The following is a 16678-nucleotide window of genomic DNA, read 5'->3' as shown; positions in this document are numbered from 1 at the left end:
AGTCACCGCAACACGGGGTCACGACGATTCGGCGCCGGGCTCCCGCACCCGCCCCTTGACCGCCTCGATGATGTCGGTGGTGGAGCAGCCCTCGAGGAAATCGAGCACCACCACCTCGCCACCCCGGGCGCGCACACAGTCCGCTCCGGCGATATCCTCGGGGCGGTAGTCACCGCCCTTCACCAGCACCCCGGGACGTACCGCACAGATGAGACGCTCCGGCGTGTCCTCCGGGAAGGGCACCACCCAGTCCACCGCCGCCAGGGCGTCCAGGACGGCGGCGCGCCGGGACAGGGGGTTGATGGGCCTGTCGTGACCCTTGAGACGCTTCACGGAGGCATCGTCGTTCACGGCCACCACCAGGCGGTCGCCGAGGGCCCGCGCCTGCTCCAGATAGCGCACGTGGCCCGCATGGAGGATGTCGAAACAGCCGTTGGTCATCACCACCCGCTGGCCTTTGCGCCGGGCCCCGTCCACCAGCGCCAGCAGAGACGATTCGTCCACCACGCCGCTGCCGCGCCCCTCCTGCTCCTGCACCGCGCCCCGCAGCTCGGCACGGCTCACCGACGCGGTACCCAGCTTGCCCACCACCAGGCCCGCCGCCAAGTTGGCCAGGCGCGCCGCCGGGTCGAAGTCGAGACCGGCGCCCAGGGCGGCGGCCAGGGTGGCCACCACGGTATCACCGGCACCCGTGACATCGAACACATCCCGCACCCGCGCCGGGATGTGCCGGGCGCCGCCGGCCGTGACGAGGGTCATGCCGTGTTCGCTGCGGGTGATCAGCAGGGCCTCGAGTTCGAGTTCCTCCCGCAGCCGCGCCCCCCGGGTCTCCAGGGTCTCCAGGTCCGCGCAGGCGCCCGCCATGCCCTCGAATTCGGCGAGATTGGGGGTCAGCACCGTGGCACCGCGGTACTTGTGGAAATCGCGCCCCTTGGGGTCCACCACCACCGGTATGCCGCGGTCGCGGGCGTCGCGGATCAGGGGCGCGGGGTCCTCCAGGGCACCCTTGGCGTAGTCCGACAGCACCATCACCTGGACCGCGTCCGCGGCCATCAGTCGTGGCTCCAGAGTAACACCCCCCGTGCGCCGATCCTCGAAATCCAGGCGCAGGAGTTGCTGATGGCGGCTCACCACCCGCAGCTTGGTGACCGTGGCATGGCCCGGCCGGCGCTCGAGCCGGCGGGTCACGCCATGGGCGTCCAGCAGGGCCTCGAGACTGGTGGCGGCGCCGTCATCGCCGACGATCCCCACCAGCACCGCGCGCGCGCCCAGGGCGGTGACGTTGACCGCCACGTTACCCGCTCCGCCGGCGCGCTCCTCCACGTCCTGCACGTGCACCACCGGCACGGGGGCCTCGGGCGATATGCGGGAGGTGGCGCCGTACCAGTAGCGGTCCAGCATGACGTCGCCCACCACCAGCGCGGTCACGCGGCTGAAGTCGGGCACGGTCGGATCATGGGGGGTGGCGGGCACGGCGAAGGCACGGCGTCTGGGGTGGCGCGAGTCTACCACAGGGCACCGCCGGCCCATGCCGCGGCGGGCTGGCCGGGAGCCACGATGCCCGCTAGGATCAGTTTTATGCCCTCATCTTCCCTTCTGACCCGCGTCCTGGCGGCGCTGCTGTGCCTGGGCGCCGGAGGCACCGCCGCCGCCCTGCCCGAGTCCTTCATGGCCGAGTTCGCCGTGACCAGCAATGGCAGCAGTATCGGCCGCACCACCTGGACCCTCGATGCCGTGGATGAGGGACGGTACCGTTTCCGCTCCGAGACCCGGGCCACGGGCTTCATGTCCCTGCTGTTTTCGGGCAGGCGCACGGAGCAGAGCCTGTGGACTCACCACGAGGGCCGCGTGCGGCCGCTGGCATATCGTTATGTGCGCACCGGGCGGAAGGCCCGGGAGGTGGAGGTCATCTTCGATTGGGATGCAGGCCAGGCCATCAACCGCCATGAGGGCAACAGCTGGAAGCTCGATGTCACGGCCGGCACCCAGGACAAGCTGGTCTATCTCCTGGCCCTCATGCAGGACCTGGCACGGGGCGCCCGGGATCTCGTCTACCCCATCGCCGATGGCGGTTATCTGAAGGAATATGCCATCGAACGCCAGGCACGGGAGCGCCTCGACACCCCCTTGGGCACCTTCCACACCGTCAGGCTCTACCGGCAGGACCCCAAAGGCAAGCGCCACACCACCCTGTGGGCCGCCCCCGAACTGGACTACCTGCCGGTGAAGGTCCAGCAGGACGAAAAGGACGGCGACGTGCTGGCCATGACCCTGGAGTCCCTGAAAGGCATTCGGGCTTTGGCGCGGGAAGATTCCGACTAGGCGCCGTTGGGCGAGCCGCCGATGAAGCCGAAGAAGGCGGCCGCCAGTAGCACGGCCAGGGTGGCCGAGAAGGCGAACAGCAGGCCCGCCGCGATGGGGTCGCGCCGGCGCACGTACCAGCCGGCCCAGGCCGTACCCGCCACCACCAGAAGCAGCAGGACGATCACGCGTCCCCCCATGCGGCCTCCTCGCGGCTGACACGATGGATGTGGCAGCGGTCGTCCGGGAGATCAGCCATGGCCGTATGCCCCTTATCCGCTCCGTCATCACCCGCGATCACCAGACGAAAGCGATGGAGTCCCCGCGCATCCCGCTCCGCGGCGCCCCGCTGGCAAAGCTCCGTGACGCCACCAGCGCCGTCGACGCGGTCGCCCTCCACCACATAGATGAGCAAGCGGTCCCCCACGGTGATGCGGTCCCGCAGCACCACGTCGCCCACGTTGGGCGCCTCGTCCACCCGGACCCGGGCGAACACCTCCGCCGGACACTGGCACCCGAGGACATCCCGTGCAAAGGCCTCCACCCGCGCAGGGGTCACGGCCGCCATGGTCAACCTCCGCCCTGTTCGAGCTGCTGGGCCAGCTTCCGGGCGGGCACATAGCCGGGCAGCAGCTCGCCCGTCTCCAGGACGATGGCCGGCGTACCCCGCACACCCATGGCCTTGCCCAGGCGGAAATGCTCGTCCACCGGGTGGGCGCACTCCTGGGGCTCCACCGTCTTCCCGGTCTTGGCCCGGGTCATGGCCGCTTGCCTGTCGTCGGCACACCATACCGCGATGGCGTCGGGGCGGGACCGGGGGCTGAGGGCGGGATAGGCGAGATAGTTCACGGCCACGCCGAGGGCGTTGAGTTCGGACACCTCGTCGTGCAGCTTGCGGCAGTAGCCGCAGCGGGTATCGGTGAACACGTAGACCTCGTGGCGCGGTTTATCCGGGGCGAAGCGAATCATCGAATCCCCGGCCACGCCGTTGATCATATCCAGCCGGATACCGTTCATGCGCTGGTCCGTCAGATTCTTTCCTTCCCGGGTGTCGTAGAGCTGCCCCACCAGCAGATACCGTCCATCCTCCGAGACATAGACGATGCGGGAGCCGAACACCAGCTCGTAGAAACCGTCGAGCGGCGCGGGTCGCACCGCGTCGGCCCCATGGGGCGACACCATCCGTGCCGCCTCCATGACGCTGTCGGGCACGTCGTCCGGCGCGGCGCCGACCCCCAGGGTGATGGAGGCAAGGCACAGGGTGGTTAGGATCTTCTTCATCTGGTGCTCCAAAAGATGTCTGCGGTGAGTCCGCCGGCGCGGCGCCGACGAGACCATGGTCCGGCCTTTCGGGAAAGGGCCGTATTTGCCGGTCCTTCCCTGGTCCTTCCCTGGTCGTTCCCTGGTCGTTCCCTGGTCGTTCCCCATGAGACCGCCGTCAGTCGCGAAAGTTGATGAACTGCAATGGCTGGTCGAATTTCTGTTCCTTTAACAAGGCGATGATCTGCTGCAACTCGTCGCGCTTTTTGCCCGTCACCCGCACCTGCTCCCCCTGCACCGAGGCCTGGACCTTGAGCTTGCTCTCCTTCACCTGTTTGACGATGCGCCGGGCCAGTTCCTTGTCTATGCCCTGGCGCAGGGTGATGGGGCGGCGCGCGCGGCGGTTGCTCTCCTGCACCTCGCCGGGATCCAGGGCGTTGATGTCCACCTTGCGCTTGGCCAGTTTGGTCTCGAGAATGGACATCATCTGGTCCAGCTGGAACTCGTTTTCGCCTTCCAGGGAGAGGCCGCCCTCGACCATCTCCACCCGGGCGTCGCTGCCCTTGAAATCGAAACGGGTGGCGACCTCGCGGTTGGTCTGGTCCACGGCGTTGGTGATCTCGTGCATGTCCACCTCGGACACCACATCGAACGATGGCATTGTCAGGCTCCCGGGATTGTCGGCCACCCCCGGCGGGGGCATGCAGTGAAGGCCCCATATCTCAGGGCAACGCGTTTTTCATCTTCCTTCGAGGTCGGAGGCGCTGCAGTATAAGCTCGTAGCGGGGTTCCCACCAAGGCACCATCGAGGTTATCGTGCCCGTGCGCACCGGGCCTGCCCTGCGGAACGACCATCGCGTCCATGGGCGCTGACTCAGTCCACCGCGGACCGTCGTGCTAGACTTGAAGTACCCCTTTAGCGGAGTACTTCCAATGCGCGCCGTCGGCATCAAAGAACTCAGAACCAATCCCTCCCTGCTCAGCAAGGCCCTGGAGGACCGGGAATACCTGCTGATCACCAAACGCGGCAAGCCGATCGGCATCGCCTCGGCCTTCGAGGATGGCGTCCTCGACCTGGGCTTGAAAAAATGGCTTGCCATCCGTTCCTTCGAGGCGGGCGACCTGTCCCTCGGCCAGGTGGCCCAGGTGTTCGACAAGTCCAAGGAAGAGACGATGCGGCTGTTGGCATGCCTGGGCATCGCCATCGCCGATTACGACCTCGATCAGGACCTCGAAACCCTGGGGTTGAAAACGCGCTGACATGGACAGCATCGTCAGCGACACGACGGCGCTGATCGTACTCGCCAGACAACAACGCATCGCCATCCTGGGGGCGTGTTTCGAACGCATATTGCTGCCGCCGACCGTCTACGAGGAATGGTTGCGGGGTGATGCCAGGGTCGAGGATCTGATGGCCCAGCACCGCTTCTTGAGGGTCGTCGCGTCACCTCGAGGTGACGTATTGGAGGAACTGCAGGCACTGTTGGACCCGGGTGAGGCCGAGGCCATCGCCCTGGCCAAGGAACTTCGCATTCCCCTCCTGGTGGACGAGAAAAAGGGCCGCACCATCGCCCGCATGATGGGGATACCCGTAGTAGGCCTGGTGGGCGTGCTGTGTCTCGCGGTGGAGTCGGGCGTTTGCTCCGCCGCGGAAGTGAAAGCCGTGGTGCACAAGGCCGTCGACAGCGGGTTTCGCCTGTCCAACCCACTGTATGCGGCATTCGTCGAGCGGGTCGATGAGATCGAAGGTGCAAGGCACCAACGATAATGGAGCCCCACCAGCGGCAGGCCCTGACGGGCGGCCTGCCCCTGGCCCCACCCGCCCGGTTCTTCAAGGTGGTACCCGCCGAGACTGAAGCACCGCCCTCCGTATGACGCGCAGGGCCGGGAAAAGCGTCACCACGAAAGACACGAAACTGCACGAAAAGGAAAAGGCCGGGGCGAACAGCCAAGAGCCTAACCGCGAAAGGCGCGAGTGACGCGACGAAGTTAACGCCAGGGAGACACGCAGGGTGGGACTAGCCGAGCGGTGCCCCCGCTCGGACGCCGGGGTGACTATTTCCCATTTCCCATTTCCCACTTCTCTTGCCCATTTCCCTATTCACTATTCCCTATTCACCATTCCGATTTCCCTATTCACTATTCACTATTCACTATTCACTATTCACTATTCACTATTCACTATTCACTATTCACTATTCCCCTTTTCCCTTTTCCCTTTTCCCTTTTCCCCAAGCATGCATCGAATCACAACGGTCGCGGCTCACCCCCTCGGATGGTGTTGCTGGTGGAGTCTTTTGAGGCGCTCGCGGGCCACGTGGGTATAGATCTGGGTGGTGGAGATGTCGCTGTGACCCAACAGCATCTGCACGGCGCGCAGATCCGCACCGTGGTTCAGGAGGTGAGTAGCGAAGGCGTGGCGCAGGGTGTGGGGGGAGAGATGCTTGCGGATCCCGGCCGCGGTACCGTAGCGGCGGATGTTGTGCCAAAAGGCTTGGCGGGTCATGGCGCGGCCGCGGGCGGTGGGGAACAGCACGCCGGTGGGACGTCCCCGAACGAGCCCTTCCCGGCCGTCCTGGAGATAGCGCTCCAGCCACGCCGCGGCCTCCTCGCCGAAGGGTACCAGCCGCTCCTTGGCACCCTTGCCCATGACCCGCACCAAACCTTGGCGCCGGCTGAGGCGCGCCATCTCGAGGCCCACCAGTTCGGATACCCGCAGGCCCGTGGCGTAGAGCAGTTCCAGCATGGCGCGGTCCCGCAATCCGAGCACCGTGGTCGTATCCGGGGCCGCCAGCAGGGCCTCCACCTCCGCCTCCGACAACACCCCCGGCAGGCCGCGACCCAGGCGGGGTCCGGCAATGTTGGCGCTGGGATCCGCCGAGAGACGCTGCTCCCGCACCTGGTAGCCGTAGAACCGCCGCAGGGTGGACAGCCGCCGGGCGGTGCTGCGGGGCGGCGCAGCGGCGAAGCCGGCGAGATATTCCAGCAGGTGCTCGCGCCGGGCCTCCAGCAGCCCGAGGCCACGGGCATCCAGCCATGTCGCCAGCATGCGCAGATCGGTGCCGTAGGCCGCCAGGGTGCTACGGGCCAGGCCCCGCTCCATCCACAGGGCATCCAGGAAGGCGTCGATGAGGCCCTGCCCGGCCTCGGCACGGTTTGTCGCGCCCTGATCCAGGGTGGAAGTCACTGCCGGTCTCTGACTCGATGATTCCAAACACCGGTCACTGAACGTCTCGGGACAGAGCGCCGGTTACCCGCAATACCTGACGAGATAGCCGGATTCCACACCGCCGTTCAGCGGCTCCCGGGCAATCCCAGACGCCGGATGGCCCGCCGCAACAGCGCCTGGCGCTCGGGCTCGGCGGCCACCGCCAGCAGGGTCTCGTAGAGATTCCGGGCGTCGTCGTTCAGGCCGGCCTCGGCCAAGGCCTCGGCGGCCCGGTAGCGGGCGGTCCGGGACCAGGGATCCATGACTCGCGGCCCCGGCAACACCGCCGAGCGCAGGTACAGGCGCGCGGCCGCCAGGGGTTGCCCGGCGGCCTCCCTGGACTCCGCCATCCAGTAGTGGATCTCCCGGCGCCGCTGCTCATCGGCCACCCGCGCCCGCATGTCCTCGAACAGCCCGTAGGCCAACTCCGGCTCCCCCACCGCCTGGAGTTCGAACAGCACCTGGTTGATGCGGTCCACATCTCTGGGGGCCAAGGCCGGGTGGGCGGCCAGCAACTCCCCCAGTACGCGGGCACCCTCATCAGGCAGCCCCCCCAGCACCAGCACCCGGGCGCGCCGCAGGGGCCACTCGAAGCCGTCACCACCGGGCGGCGACGCCTCGAGATCCCGGGCCATCTCGGAGGCCAGAGGGATGTCCCCCGCGGCGAGAGCCTGTTCCACCAGGGCGTAGCGGATGGCCTCCGGCAAGCGCGCCGCTTCCGGCCCGTCATCCCTTTCCAGATAGAGCTGGCGCAGCACCTCGAGGCCCCCGGGCAGCGCCCGCAGGGCGGCCACAAGGGCGGTCTCGCCCTGCCGCCGCCATACCTCGTCCTCGGCCCCACGAGCCACGAAGGCATAGAGGCTGCGTGCCGCCACCGGCTCCCGCTCCGCGACGGTGGCCGCCAGCTCCAGCCACGTCTCGAAACGGCCGATGAGGAGCTGGTGGACGTTGGACAGGATGCGGGCATGGGTCCCGTAGGCATCCCACAACGCCTTGGGGGACGCCGCAACCAGATGTGCCGTGCCTGCAAGCCGGCGGTGGGTCATGGCACGCTCGAGGGCCAGCACGCGCTGGGCGGGTGTGGCGGCACGATCCGCCAGCGCCACGGCGAGTTGGTAATGGCGGCCGGCGGACAGTTCATGGTCCGTGGCGACCTCGTCCACCGCCGCCATGCCCGCCTCCCAGTCCAACCGGCCGGCCTGGATCTGCGCCAGCAACCGCAGGAAGGCGGCCTCGTCACCGGCAACCTCCTCCAGGGTCACCAGGGCCTCGTCGGGCTGGCCCGCCAGCACCATCACCCGCGCCGCCAGACGGCGCCACGCCTCCGCGCCGTCACCGAAATCCAGGCGGTGGCGCAACAGGGCCTTGAAGGCATCCGCGGCCTCGCCGTCCACCACGTAGCTCTCGATCACCAGCCGCCGCACCTCCTCGGCGGCGGCAGGCCGGGGCGCGGACCACAGCAGCGCCCGCAGGCGCCGCCGCGCCTCGGCGCCCCGGCCCCGTTCCAGCTCGGCCCGCACGGCGCGCAGCACGGCGTGACCATGGAAATCGGCCGGCAAGCCGGCCCCGTAGCCGTCCACCCGCGCCACCAATCGTCCCCAGGCACCCCGGGACTCCAGCACCACCAGCCGTTCCCGTTCCCAGGCCAGCCATGCCGCAGGGTCGTCGGCACGGGCGGGCTGGGCCCCGTCCAGCAACCGCAGGGCGAGCCCGGGGGCACCGGCCGCCGCCACGGCACGCACCTCCTCCAGGGACACCGCCTCGCCGGTGGCCCCCGCGGGGGCCACCAGCAGCCACAGTGCCAGCAGCAGGGGGCAACGGGACGATGGCCGGACCCAACGAAAAACGGGTGTCATGCAGACCATGACACCCGCTCCGGACAGCCCCCTCCGGCGGCCCCGCCCCGCGCCATGGGGCTAATGTCCTGTCCCGCAAGAATCATTCAATCCTCGCTGGTTCTCGCCGAGCCATACGGCGTTGTTCGTCGTCGCCATAGCGGTGCTATGACTCCTCCTCTCGCCTTGCCTGGCTCAACGCGCCCGGCGCGATCTCTTGAACATTCGTACGGGACAGGGCATTAAATCTTTTCCTTGATCTTGGCCGCGTTGCCGCGCAGGGCGCGGAGGTAGTAGAGCTTGGCGCGACGCACCTTACCCCGGCGCTTGACCTTGATCTCGTGGACCGCCGGGCTGTAGGTCTGGAACACCCGCTCCACTCCCTCGCCGTGGGAGACCTTGCGCACCGTGAACGAGGAATTGAGGCCGCGGTTGCGGCGGGCGATCACCACCCCCTCGAAGGCCTGCAGCCGCTCCCGGGTGCCCTCCGTCACTTTCACCTGGACCACCACGGTGTCGCCGGGATTGAAAACCGGCACGTCCTTGGTCATCTGTTCCTGTTCCAGTGCTTCGATGATGTTGCTCATGTCGTTACCCTCAAATGTCCGGGAGGCTAAAGGCTCCCGTCTTCCGCTTCCCGTATGAATTCGTCCAGCAATGCCAGCTGCTCCGCGTCCAGCACCCGCCCGGCCAGCAGGTCCGGACGCCGCCGCCATGTGCGGCCCAGGGCCTGCTTGAGACGCCAGCGGGCGATGTCGCCGTGGTTGCCCTCCAGCAGCACCGGCGGGACCCGCCGCCCCAGGGCCTCCTCGGGCCGGCTGTAGTGGGGACAGTCCAGCAACCCGGCCGCGAAGGAGTCCTGCCGCGCCGAGTCCTCGTGCCCCAGGGCCCCCGGCCGCAGCCGCGTGACGGCATCGATGACCACCATGGCCGCCAGCTCGCCCCCCGACAGCACGTAATCGCCGAGGGACCATTCTTCGTCCACGGTGGCCTCGATGATCCGTTCGTCCACCCCTTCGTACCGCCCCGCCACCAGCAGCAGGCGGGGCATGGCGGCCAGGTACTCCACCCCGGCCTGATCCAGCCGCCGGCCTTGGGGCGACATATAGACCGTGGTCACTCCGGATCCGCCCATGGCCTCCCGCGCCGCCACGATGGTGTCGTGCAGGGGATGCACCCGCATCACCATCCCCGGCCCACCGCCATAAGGCCGGTCATCCACGGTGCGGTGGCGATCATCCGCCCAGTCCCGCGGGTTCCACGTGTCCAGGGCGATGATGCCCTGCTCCAGGGCACGGCGGGTGATGCCGCAACAGCGCACCGCGTCGAACATCTCCGGGAACAGGGTCACCACGCCGATGTGCATGGTCAGAAGTCCGGATCCCAATCCACGGTGATGCGTCCCGCCCCGCGGTCTACCGCCGTGACCACCCGGTCCGGCAGGTAGGGCACGAGGCGCTCCCGTTCACCCCGCACCACCAGTACGTCGTTGGCCCCGGTCTCGATGAAATCCGCCACCGTGCCCAGGACCGCGCCCGCCACCGTCACTACCTCGAGCCCCAGCAGGTCCACCCAGTAGAACTCACCCTCGGGCAGGGCGGGCAACCGGCGGCGCTCCACCGAGATGTCGCTGCCCAGCAGGGCGCGGGCCTGCTCCCGGTCGGCCACGCCGTCCAGGCGCACCACGATGCCCTTGCCGTGGACGCGTCCCTCTGCCACCGCATAGGCCCGGCAGGTTCCCGCCTGCTCCAGGTACCAGGGCGAGTAGTCGAGGATCCCGGCCCGGGGCGCGGTGTGGGAATACACCCGCATCCAGCCGGCCACGCCGTAGAGCCCGTTGATCCGGCCCACGACGATGCGCGAACCGGCCTCGTCGTCGCTCACCGGGGAGCCGCTCCCGGGGTCGACCCCGTCAGGCCGGCAGCGCGCTCACCAGCTTGGCCACCCGCTCCGAGGCCTGGGCGCCCTTCGAGACCCAGTGATCGAAGCGCTCCTTGTCGATACGCACCGCCTCCTCTCCTTCCACGGCCACCGGGTTGTAGAAGCCAATGCGCTCGATGAAGCGGCCGTCGCGCCTGTTGCGGCTGTCGGTCACCACCACATGGTAGAAAGGCCGCTTCTTGGCCCCACCCCTGCTCAGACGAATCGTAACCATAAATGCTGTCAATCCACTGTAGGCGGGACGCCCGAAGGAATCCCGGCACCGAAAAGGCGAAGATTCTACTGATTATCGGCCGCGAATAGAAGCATAGTTTTGCGGCGGCCGTCCGGAGTCCTCAGACCGGGGGCATCCCGGGGGGCATGCCGCCCTTCATGCCGCGCATCATCTTGGCCAGGCCACCCTTTTTCTTCATGCGTTTCATCATCTTCTGCATCTGGGCAAACTGCTTGAGCAGCCGGTTCACATCCTGCACCTGGGTCCCCGAGCCTTGGGCGATGCGCCGCCGCCGGGAGCCCTTGATGATGGAAGGGAAATGGCGTTCCTGGGCCGTCATGGAGTTGATAATGGCCTCCATGCGCACCATTTCCCGGTCGTTCACCTGTCCCTTCACCTTGTCGGGCACCTCCGACATGCCGGGCAGCTTGTCCATGAGCCCGGCCATGCCCCCCATCTTCTTCATCTGGCGCAGCTGCTCGGCGAAGTCCTCGAGGTCGAAGCCCTTGCCCTTGGCCAGTTTCTTCGCGAGCTTCTGGGCCTGGTCCTGGTCCACCTGCCGTTCCACGTCCTCGATGAGGGTGAGCACGTCTCCCATGCCGAGGATGCGCGAGGCCACGCGGTCCGGGTGAAAGGCCTCCAGGGCCGCCAGCTTCTCCCCCACTCCGAGGAACTTGATGGGCTTGCCGGTGATGTGGCGCACCGACAGGGCCGCACCGCCCCGGGCGTCGCCGTCGGTCTTGGTGAGCACCACGCCCGTCAGGGGCAGGGCGTCACCGAAGGCCTTGGCGGTGTTGGCGGCGTCCTGGCCGGTCATGGCATCCACCACGAACAGGGTCTCCACCGGCGACACGGCACGGTGCAGGGCCTGGATCTCCCCCATCATGGCCTCGTCGATGTGCAGGCGACCGGCGGTATCCACGATGAGCACGTCCACGAACTTGCGCCGGGCGTGCTCCAGGGCCGCCCGGGCGATGTCCTCGGGCCGCTGGTCGGTGCTGCTGGGAAAGAACTCCACCCCCACCTGGCCGGCCACCGTCTCCAACTGGTGGATGGCCGCCGGGCGATAGACGTCACAGCTCACCACCAGCACCGACTTCTTGTCCCGCTCCGTCAAACGCTTGGCCAACTTGCCCACGGTGGTGGTCTTGCCCGAGCCCTGCAGGCCGGCCATCAGGATCACCGCCGGCGGCTGGGCCTTGAGGTCCAGGGACTCGTTGGCCTCGCCCATCACCGTTACCAGCTCGTCCCGGACGATACGCACCAGCTCCTGGCCGGGAGTGAGGCTGGTCATGACCTCCTGACCCACCGCCCGCTCGCGCACCCGGTCCACGAACTCCTTGACCACCGGCAGGGCCACGTCGGCCTCCAGCAGGGCCATACGCACCTCGCGCAGGGTGTCCTTGATGTTGTCCTCGGTGATCCGGCCCTGACCACGGATGGTCTTGAGGCTGCGGGACAGGCGATCGCTTAGATTCTCGAACATCGGGGCTCGGTTACGCTGAAGGGAAAGTGTTAGATTCTAACAAGCCGCGAATCATTTCATCCATGGCGGCAAGTATGCCATCATGAAGTTCCGAGTGGTCCGGCTCTCCTGGATGAACACTTTCGCTCTCGCTCTCATCGCACTGGTCTTCTACCTGGCCGCCACCGGCCGGGTGGCGGCCGGCCTCTTCGTGGATCCGCCGCCGCCCCGGCGCATCAAGGCACAACTCCTGGCCCTGGGGCTGGTGGCCCTGATACTGCACAGCGCCGTGCTGTACCTGGAGATGGTGACCAGCGCCGGCATCAACCTCGGCTTCTTCAATGCCCTGTCCCTGGTAGCATGGGTCATCGTGGTCTTGCTGCTGGCCGGCATGCTTACCCGGCCGGTGGAGAATCTGGGCCTGCTGGCCCTTCCCGTTGCGGCCCTGGCCCTGTTGCTGTCGGTCTCCTTCACCAGCGACCACTACCTGCCGCTGGACGCCGGACTGGGGCTGGAATCTCATATCGCGCTGGCCGTACTAGCCTACAGCCTGCTCACCATCGCCGCCGTGCAGGCCCTGCTGCTGGCGTTTCAGGACCACCAGCTGCGACGCCGTCACCCCGGCGGCTTCCTGCGCGCCCTGCCCCCCCTGCAGACCATGGAGAAACTGCTGTTCCAGATCATCGGCCTGGGCTTTTTCATCCTCAGCCTGGCCATCGTCAGCGGCATGATGTTCCTGGACGACATGTTCGAGCAGCAGGTAGCCCATAAGACCGTGCTGTCCATCGTCGCCTGGGTGTTGTTCGGGGTGTTGCTGTGGGGCCGCTGGCGCTTCGGCTGGCGGGGACGCAAAGCCATCCGCTGGAGCCTGGGCGGCTTCTTCGCCCTCATGCTGGCCTTCTTCGGCAGCAAGCTGGTGCTCGAACTCATCCTCGGTACCTGATCCGGGCTGGATGCCTCCCTGATATCGCGCCATGAGTGACATTCCCCTGGGCCTGCTGGCCCTTGCCCTGCTGGGCCTGATCGTCCTGTCCGCCTTCTTCTCCGGTTCCGAGACCGGCATGATGGCCATCAACCGCTACCGGCTGCGCCATCTCGCCAAGGGCGGCCATCGCTCCGCCCGGCAGGTGAGCACCCTGCTGGAGCGGCCGGACCGCCTCATCGGCGTCATTCTCCTCGGCAACAACTTCGCCAACATCCTGGCCTCCACCCTCGCCACCCTCATCGCCATCCGCCTGTTCGGCGAGGTGGGCATCGCCGTGGCCCCCATCGCCCTCACCATCGTCATTCTCATCTTCGCCGAGGTGACGCCCAAGACCATCGCCGCGCTGGAGCCCGAGCGCATCGCCTTCCCCGCGTCGTGGGTATTGAAGCCCCTGCTGTGGCTGTTGTATCCCCTGGTGTGGGTCATCAACGGCCTGGCCAACGGGCTCCTGGGATTGTTCGGCATTCGGGCCGACCGGGCCGCCGACACCCCCCTCAGCCAGGAGGAGCTGCGCACGGTGGTGAAGGAGGCCGGCGCCATGATCCCCCAGCGCCACAAGCGCATGCTGGTGAGCATCCTCGACCTGGAGAAGGTCACCGTCGACGACATCATGGTGCCCCGTAACGAGGTGGCCGGACTCAACCTGGAGGAACCCGATGACGTGCTGCTGGACGTCATCAGCGGCAGCCAGCACACGCGCCTGCCCCTCTACCGCGGCCATATCAACCATGTGGTGGGCATCATCCACCTGCGGCGGGCCCTGCGCCTGCTCAGGGAGGACCGCTTCTCCCGGGAGGACCTGGAGAAGCTGGCCCAGGAGCCCTACTTCGTGCCCTCCGGCACGCCGCTCCATACCCAACTCATCAACTTTCAGCGCCAGCGGCGCCGCATCGGCCTGGTGGTGGACGAGTACGGGGACGTCGAGGGGCTGGTGACCCTGGAGGACATCCTCGAGGAGATCGTGGGCGAGTTCACCAGCGATCCCGCGGCCTTCACCCCGGACGTGGTGGCCCAGGCCGACGGCACGTACCTGGTGGACGGCAGCGCCAACATCCGCGACCTCAACCGCGCCATGCAGTGGCACCTGCCCACCGACGGTCCCAAGACCCTCAACGGGCTGATCCTGGAACACATGGAATTCATCCCCGAGCCCGGCATCAGCCTGCGGCTCGCCGGCTATCCCATCGAGATCGTGGCCACCAAAGACAACGCGGTGCGGCGCGTACGCATCAATCCCCAACTGGCGGAGCCCTCCGCACCCCGGGAGGGAGAGGGCACACCATAACGCCGGTGACGAGCCGGCCCATTCATCTCAGGAGGTGAAGCGTGTCAGACAACCGTGGCGAGAAGCGCCGCTTCAGTCGGGTCCCCTTCGCCATGGCGGTCACGGTGGCCGGCGATGGACCGCCGTGCCGGGCCACCCTACTGGACATCTCTCTCCACGGGGCCCTGGTGGAATGCCCGCCCGGCGAGGGCCCGGAGCTGGATAGCCGGGGCACCCTGACCCTGCCCCTGGATGACGGCGAGACGCGGATCGTCATGGATTTCACCGTGGCCCATCGGGACAGTGAGCGCCTGGGGCTGCGTTGCGAGGGCATCGACGTGGACAGCATCACCCATCTGAAGCGCCTGGTGGCCCTCAACCTGGGCGACCCCGAGGCGGTGTACCGGGAACTCGCCCACCTGGTGGGGGGCGACCCGCTGCCACCGTGACGGACGGCGGGGGCTGGAAGTTCAGAAGACGTCCAGCACGTCGCCCAGGCGTTTGGCCGGGATCACCTCCATGCCCTTGACGGCCCGGCGCGGCTTGTTCGCCGCCGGCACCACGGCGCGCCGGAAGCCGTGCTTGGCGGCCTCCCGCAGGCGCTCCTCGCCCCCCTGCACGGGACGGATCTCGCCCGCCAGGCCCACCTCGCCGAACACCACCAGCTCCGCCGGCAGGTCGCGGTCCCGGAAGCTGGAAAGCACCGCCATCACCACGGCCAGATCCGCACCCGTCTCGTTGAGGCGCACCCCGCCCACCACGTTGACGAACACGTCCTGGTCGAAGGTGGCGATGCCGCCGTGGCGGTGCAGCACCGCCAGCAGCATGGCCAGCCGGCTATTGTCCAGACCCAGGGTCACACGCCGCGGGTTGGCGATATGGGAGGCATCCACCAGGGCCTGGACCTCCACCAACAGGGGCCGGCTGCCCTCACGGGTGACGGTGATGACACTCCCCGAAACCGGGGCATCGTGGCGGGACAGGAAGATGGCCGAAGGGTTGGACACCGGTTTCAGGCCGCCGTCGGTCATGGCGAACACACCCAGCTCGTTGGCCGCCCCGAAGCGGTTCTTGATGGCACGGATAATGCGATAGCGGCTGCCGGCATCGCTCTCGAAATAGAGCACCGTATCCACCATGTGCTCCAGCACCCGCGGGCCGGCCAGGGCGCCCTCCTTGGTGACGTGGCCGGCCAGGAACAGGGTGGAACCGGTGGTCTTGGCGAAGCGCACCAGCTGGGCCGTGCTCTCCCGCACCTGGGCCACGCTGCCCGGGGCCGACTGGAGCAGATCCGTGAACACCGTCTGCACCGAGTCGACGACCATCACCCCGGGACGTTCGTGGGCCGCCACCTCCAGGATGCGCTCCACCTGGGTCTCCGCCAGCAGCCGCACCGCCTCGCCCGACAGCCCCAGGCGTTCGGCCCGCAGCCGCACCTGCTGGGGCGATTCCTCGCCGGTCACGTACAGGGCCTTCACCCCCCGCGCGGCGGCGGCGGCTAGGGCCTGCAGCAGCAGGGTGGACTTGCCGATCCCCGGGTCCCCGCCCAACAGCACCACCGAGCCCGGCACCAACCCGCCTCCCAGCACCCGTTCCAGCTCCGGCATGTCGAGGCTGACCCGCTGCTCGGCCACCAGATCCACGTCCGCCAGGTCCAGGGCATCGCGCCCCTGCCCCGCGCTGCCGCTGAAGCCGCCCCGGCGGTGGCGCTCGGCACCGGGGGCCGCAGCGACGATCTCCTGGAGGCTGTTCCAGGCCCCGCAGTCCGGACACTGGCCCGCCCACTTGGGCTGCTGCCCGCCGCACTCGGTGCAGGTATAGAGCCGTTTCTCCCTGGCAGCCACCTACAGGCCCTCCGCGGCAGGGGTACCGGACCGGAGTGTAGATACTCCGTTTCCTGTCAAGCAGTCTGTAGGTCGGTTGCTCTCGGCAACCGACATCCGCACCCGCAAACCGCCGAGTTTCCGTCGGCTGCCAGGAGCAGCCGGCCTACGCCTCTGTCCTTCTCCCCAGGGAAAATGGGAAAGGGGAAATGGGAAATGGGAAAAGATTACCACCCGTGCGTCCGCTCTGCTGACGCCGAAACGGTGGATCCGCTGCGCCTTTTCAAACTGCCACTCCTCCCTGACCTTCTCCCTTTTCGCGTCACTCGCGTCTTTCGCGGTTACGCTTTGAGTAGGTCGGGCTTCAGCCCGACAGCGGGGT

Annotated in this window: 19 protein-coding genes; 6 read left to right on the top strand and 13 right to left on the bottom strand. The window is 67.7% G+C overall.

All coding sequences use genetic code 11. The annotated features are described in order from the left end of the window. Window positions 1-18: 18 nt before the first annotated feature. Window positions 19-1446, bottom strand: coding sequence for a bifunctional D-glycero-beta-D-manno-heptose-7-phosphate kinase/D-glycero-beta-D-manno-heptose 1-phosphate adenylyltransferase HldE (hldE, locus tag U5S82_11925; protein MDZ7752352.1), 1428 nt, complete (start codon window positions 1444-1446; stop codon window positions 19-21). Window positions 1447-1578: 132 nt separating this feature from the next. On the opposite strand from hldE, the gene U5S82_11920 reads away from it, so the two are divergent. Further along, a complete protein-coding gene (locus tag U5S82_11920) occupies window positions 1579-2322 on the top strand; it encodes a DUF3108 domain-containing protein (protein MDZ7752351.1) in 744 nt (247 codons plus the stop codon). Here the strand turns inward: U5S82_11920 and U5S82_11915 are convergent. From U5S82_11915 to U5S82_11900, 4 genes are all read right to left on the bottom strand, one after another. Further along, on the bottom strand, window positions 2319-2501 hold the full coding sequence (locus U5S82_11915) for a hypothetical protein (protein ID MDZ7752350.1): 183 nt from the start codon (window positions 2499-2501) through the stop codon (window positions 2319-2321). The genes U5S82_11920 and U5S82_11915 overlap by 4 nt on opposite strands. Further along, the gene (locus U5S82_11910) at window positions 2486-2869 is read right to left on the bottom strand and encodes a hypothetical protein (protein ID MDZ7752349.1); all 384 of its coding nucleotides are present in this window, start codon (window positions 2867-2869) and stop codon (window positions 2486-2488) included. Before U5S82_11910 ends, U5S82_11915 begins: the two co-directional genes overlap by 16 nt. 2 nt (window positions 2870-2871) lie before the next feature. After that, entirely contained in the window at window positions 2872-3582 is a 711-nt protein-coding gene (locus U5S82_11905) for a DsbC family protein (GenBank protein MDZ7752348.1), read from the bottom strand. A 157-nt stretch (window positions 3583-3739) separates the two neighbouring features. Continuing rightward, on the bottom strand, window positions 3740-4222 hold the full coding sequence (locus tag U5S82_11900) for a YajQ family cyclic di-GMP-binding protein (protein ID MDZ7752347.1): 483 nt from the start codon (window positions 4220-4222) through the stop codon (window positions 3740-3742). A 272-nt stretch (window positions 4223-4494) separates the two neighbouring features. Between U5S82_11900 and U5S82_11895 the strand changes: the two genes are divergently transcribed. Then, complete coding sequence (locus U5S82_11895; GenBank protein MDZ7752346.1) at window positions 4495-4821, top strand: UPF0175 family protein; 327 nt, start codon at window positions 4495-4497, stop codon at window positions 4819-4821. Window position 4822: 1 nt separating this feature from the next. Next, a complete protein-coding gene (locus U5S82_11890; protein ID MDZ7752345.1) occupies window positions 4823-5329 on the top strand; it encodes a hypothetical protein in 507 nt (168 codons plus the stop codon). A 495-nt stretch (window positions 5330-5824) separates the two neighbouring features. Here U5S82_11890 and xerD read toward each other — a convergent pair whose 3' ends face one another. The 7 genes from xerD to ffh form a co-directional block, all read right to left on the bottom strand. After that, the gene (gene xerD / locus U5S82_11885) at window positions 5825-6748 is read right to left on the bottom strand and encodes a site-specific tyrosine recombinase XerD (GenBank protein ID MDZ7752344.1); all 924 of its coding nucleotides are present in this window, start codon (window positions 6746-6748) and stop codon (window positions 5825-5827) included. A 107-nt stretch (window positions 6749-6855) separates the two neighbouring features. Beyond that, window positions 6856-8625 carry a hypothetical protein gene (locus tag U5S82_11880; protein MDZ7752343.1) on the bottom strand — a complete coding sequence of 590 codons (1770 nt, stop codon included), beginning with the start codon at window positions 8623-8625 and terminating at the stop codon, window positions 6856-6858. A gap of 221 nt (window positions 8626-8846) precedes the next feature. Beyond that, window positions 8847-9191: a 50S ribosomal protein L19 gene (gene rplS / locus U5S82_11875; protein MDZ7752342.1), complete on the bottom strand. Its 345-nt coding sequence runs from the start codon at window positions 9189-9191 to the stop codon at window positions 8847-8849. Window positions 9192-9217: 26 nt separating this feature from the next. Next, a complete protein-coding gene (trmD, locus tag U5S82_11870) occupies window positions 9218-9970 on the bottom strand; it encodes a tRNA (guanosine(37)-N1)-methyltransferase TrmD (protein ID MDZ7752341.1) in 753 nt (250 codons plus the stop codon). A 2-nt stretch (window positions 9971-9972) separates the two neighbouring features. After that, window positions 9973-10488 (bottom strand): ribosome maturation factor RimM, encoded by a 516-nt coding sequence (gene rimM / locus U5S82_11865; protein ID MDZ7752340.1) that lies wholly within the window; start codon window positions 10486-10488, stop codon window positions 9973-9975. Window positions 10489-10516: 28 nt separating this feature from the next. Next, window positions 10517-10759 carry a 30S ribosomal protein S16 gene (rpsP, locus tag U5S82_11860; protein MDZ7752339.1) on the bottom strand — a complete coding sequence of 81 codons (243 nt, stop codon included), beginning with the start codon at window positions 10757-10759 and terminating at the stop codon, window positions 10517-10519. 121 nt (window positions 10760-10880) lie between these two features. After that, window positions 10881-12245 carry a signal recognition particle protein gene (gene ffh, locus U5S82_11855; protein MDZ7752338.1) on the bottom strand — a complete coding sequence of 455 codons (1365 nt, stop codon included), beginning with the start codon at window positions 12243-12245 and terminating at the stop codon, window positions 10881-10883. A 112-nt stretch (window positions 12246-12357) separates the two neighbouring features. Here ffh and ccsA point away from each other — a divergent pair, with 112 nt between their 5' ends. The 3 genes from ccsA to U5S82_11840 are packed head-to-tail and all read left to right on the top strand — an operon-like array spanning window position 12358 to window position 14922. Continuing rightward, window positions 12358-13167, top strand: a complete 810-nt coding sequence (ccsA, locus tag U5S82_11850) for a cytochrome c biogenesis protein CcsA (protein ID MDZ7752337.1) — start codon at window positions 12358-12360, stop codon at window positions 13165-13167. A 31-nt stretch (window positions 13168-13198) separates the two neighbouring features. Beyond that, entirely contained in the window at window positions 13199-14494 is a 1296-nt protein-coding gene (locus tag U5S82_11845) for an HlyC/CorC family transporter (GenBank protein ID MDZ7752336.1), read from the top strand. Between the two features lie 41 nt (window positions 14495-14535). Next, on the top strand, window positions 14536-14922 hold the full coding sequence (locus U5S82_11840; GenBank protein MDZ7752335.1) for a PilZ domain-containing protein: 387 nt from the start codon (window positions 14536-14538) through the stop codon (window positions 14920-14922). Between the two features lie 21 nt (window positions 14923-14943). Here U5S82_11840 and radA read toward each other — a convergent pair whose 3' ends face one another. After that, a complete protein-coding gene (gene radA, locus U5S82_11835) occupies window positions 14944-16317 on the bottom strand; it encodes a DNA repair protein RadA (GenBank protein ID MDZ7752334.1) in 1374 nt (457 codons plus the stop codon). Window positions 16318-16678 lie beyond the last annotated feature (361 nt).

The sequence above is a fragment of the Gammaproteobacteria bacterium genome (assembly GCA_034522055.1).
Classification (GTDB): Bacteria; Pseudomonadota; Gammaproteobacteria; order JAABTG01; family JAABTG01; genus JAABTG01.
This window is presented reverse-complemented; position numbering and strand designations above follow the sequence as displayed.

Excerpts from the sequence above, each read along its gene's own strand:
- rpsP (MDZ7752339.1), bottom strand. The coding sequence starts at position 10,759 with ATGGTTACGATTCGTCTGAGCAGGGGTGGGGCCAAGAAGCGGCCTTTC.
- U5S82_11895 (MDZ7752346.1), top strand. The coding sequence starts at position 4,495 with ATGCGCGCCGTCGGCATCAAAGAACTCAGAACCAATCCCTCCCTGCTC.
- rplS (MDZ7752342.1), bottom strand. The coding sequence starts at position 9,191 with ATGAGCAACATCATCGAAGCACTGGAACAGGAACAGATGACCAAGGAC.
- U5S82_11920 (MDZ7752351.1), top strand. The coding sequence starts at position 1,579 with ATGCCCTCATCTTCCCTTCTGACCCGCGTCCTGGCGGCGCTGCTGTGC.
- ffh (MDZ7752338.1), bottom strand. The coding sequence starts at position 12,245 with ATGTTCGAGAATCTAAGCGATCGCCTGTCCCGCAGCCTCAAGACCATC.
- U5S82_11900 (MDZ7752347.1), bottom strand. The coding sequence starts at position 4,222 with ATGCCATCGTTCGATGTGGTGTCCGAGGTGGACATGCACGAGATCACC.
- U5S82_11910 (MDZ7752349.1), bottom strand. The coding sequence starts at position 2,869 with ATGGCGGCCGTGACCCCTGCGCGGGTGGAGGCCTTTGCACGGGATGTC.
- U5S82_11905 (MDZ7752348.1), bottom strand. The coding sequence starts at position 3,582 with ATGAAGAAGATCCTAACCACCCTGTGCCTTGCCTCCATCACCCTGGGG.
- ccsA (MDZ7752337.1), top strand. The coding sequence starts at position 12,358 with ATGAACACTTTCGCTCTCGCTCTCATCGCACTGGTCTTCTACCTGGCC.
- U5S82_11880 (MDZ7752343.1), bottom strand. The coding sequence starts at position 8,625 with ATGACACCCGTTTTTCGTTGGGTCCGGCCATCGTCCCGTTGCCCCCTG.
- trmD (MDZ7752341.1), bottom strand. The coding sequence starts at position 9,970 with ATGCACATCGGCGTGGTGACCCTGTTCCCGGAGATGTTCGACGCGGTG.
- U5S82_11915 (MDZ7752350.1), bottom strand. The coding sequence starts at position 2,501 with ATGGGGGGACGCGTGATCGTCCTGCTGCTTCTGGTGGTGGCGGGTACG.
- U5S82_11890 (MDZ7752345.1), top strand. The coding sequence starts at position 4,823 with ATGGACAGCATCGTCAGCGACACGACGGCGCTGATCGTACTCGCCAGA.
- U5S82_11845 (MDZ7752336.1), top strand. The coding sequence starts at position 13,199 with ATGAGTGACATTCCCCTGGGCCTGCTGGCCCTTGCCCTGCTGGGCCTG.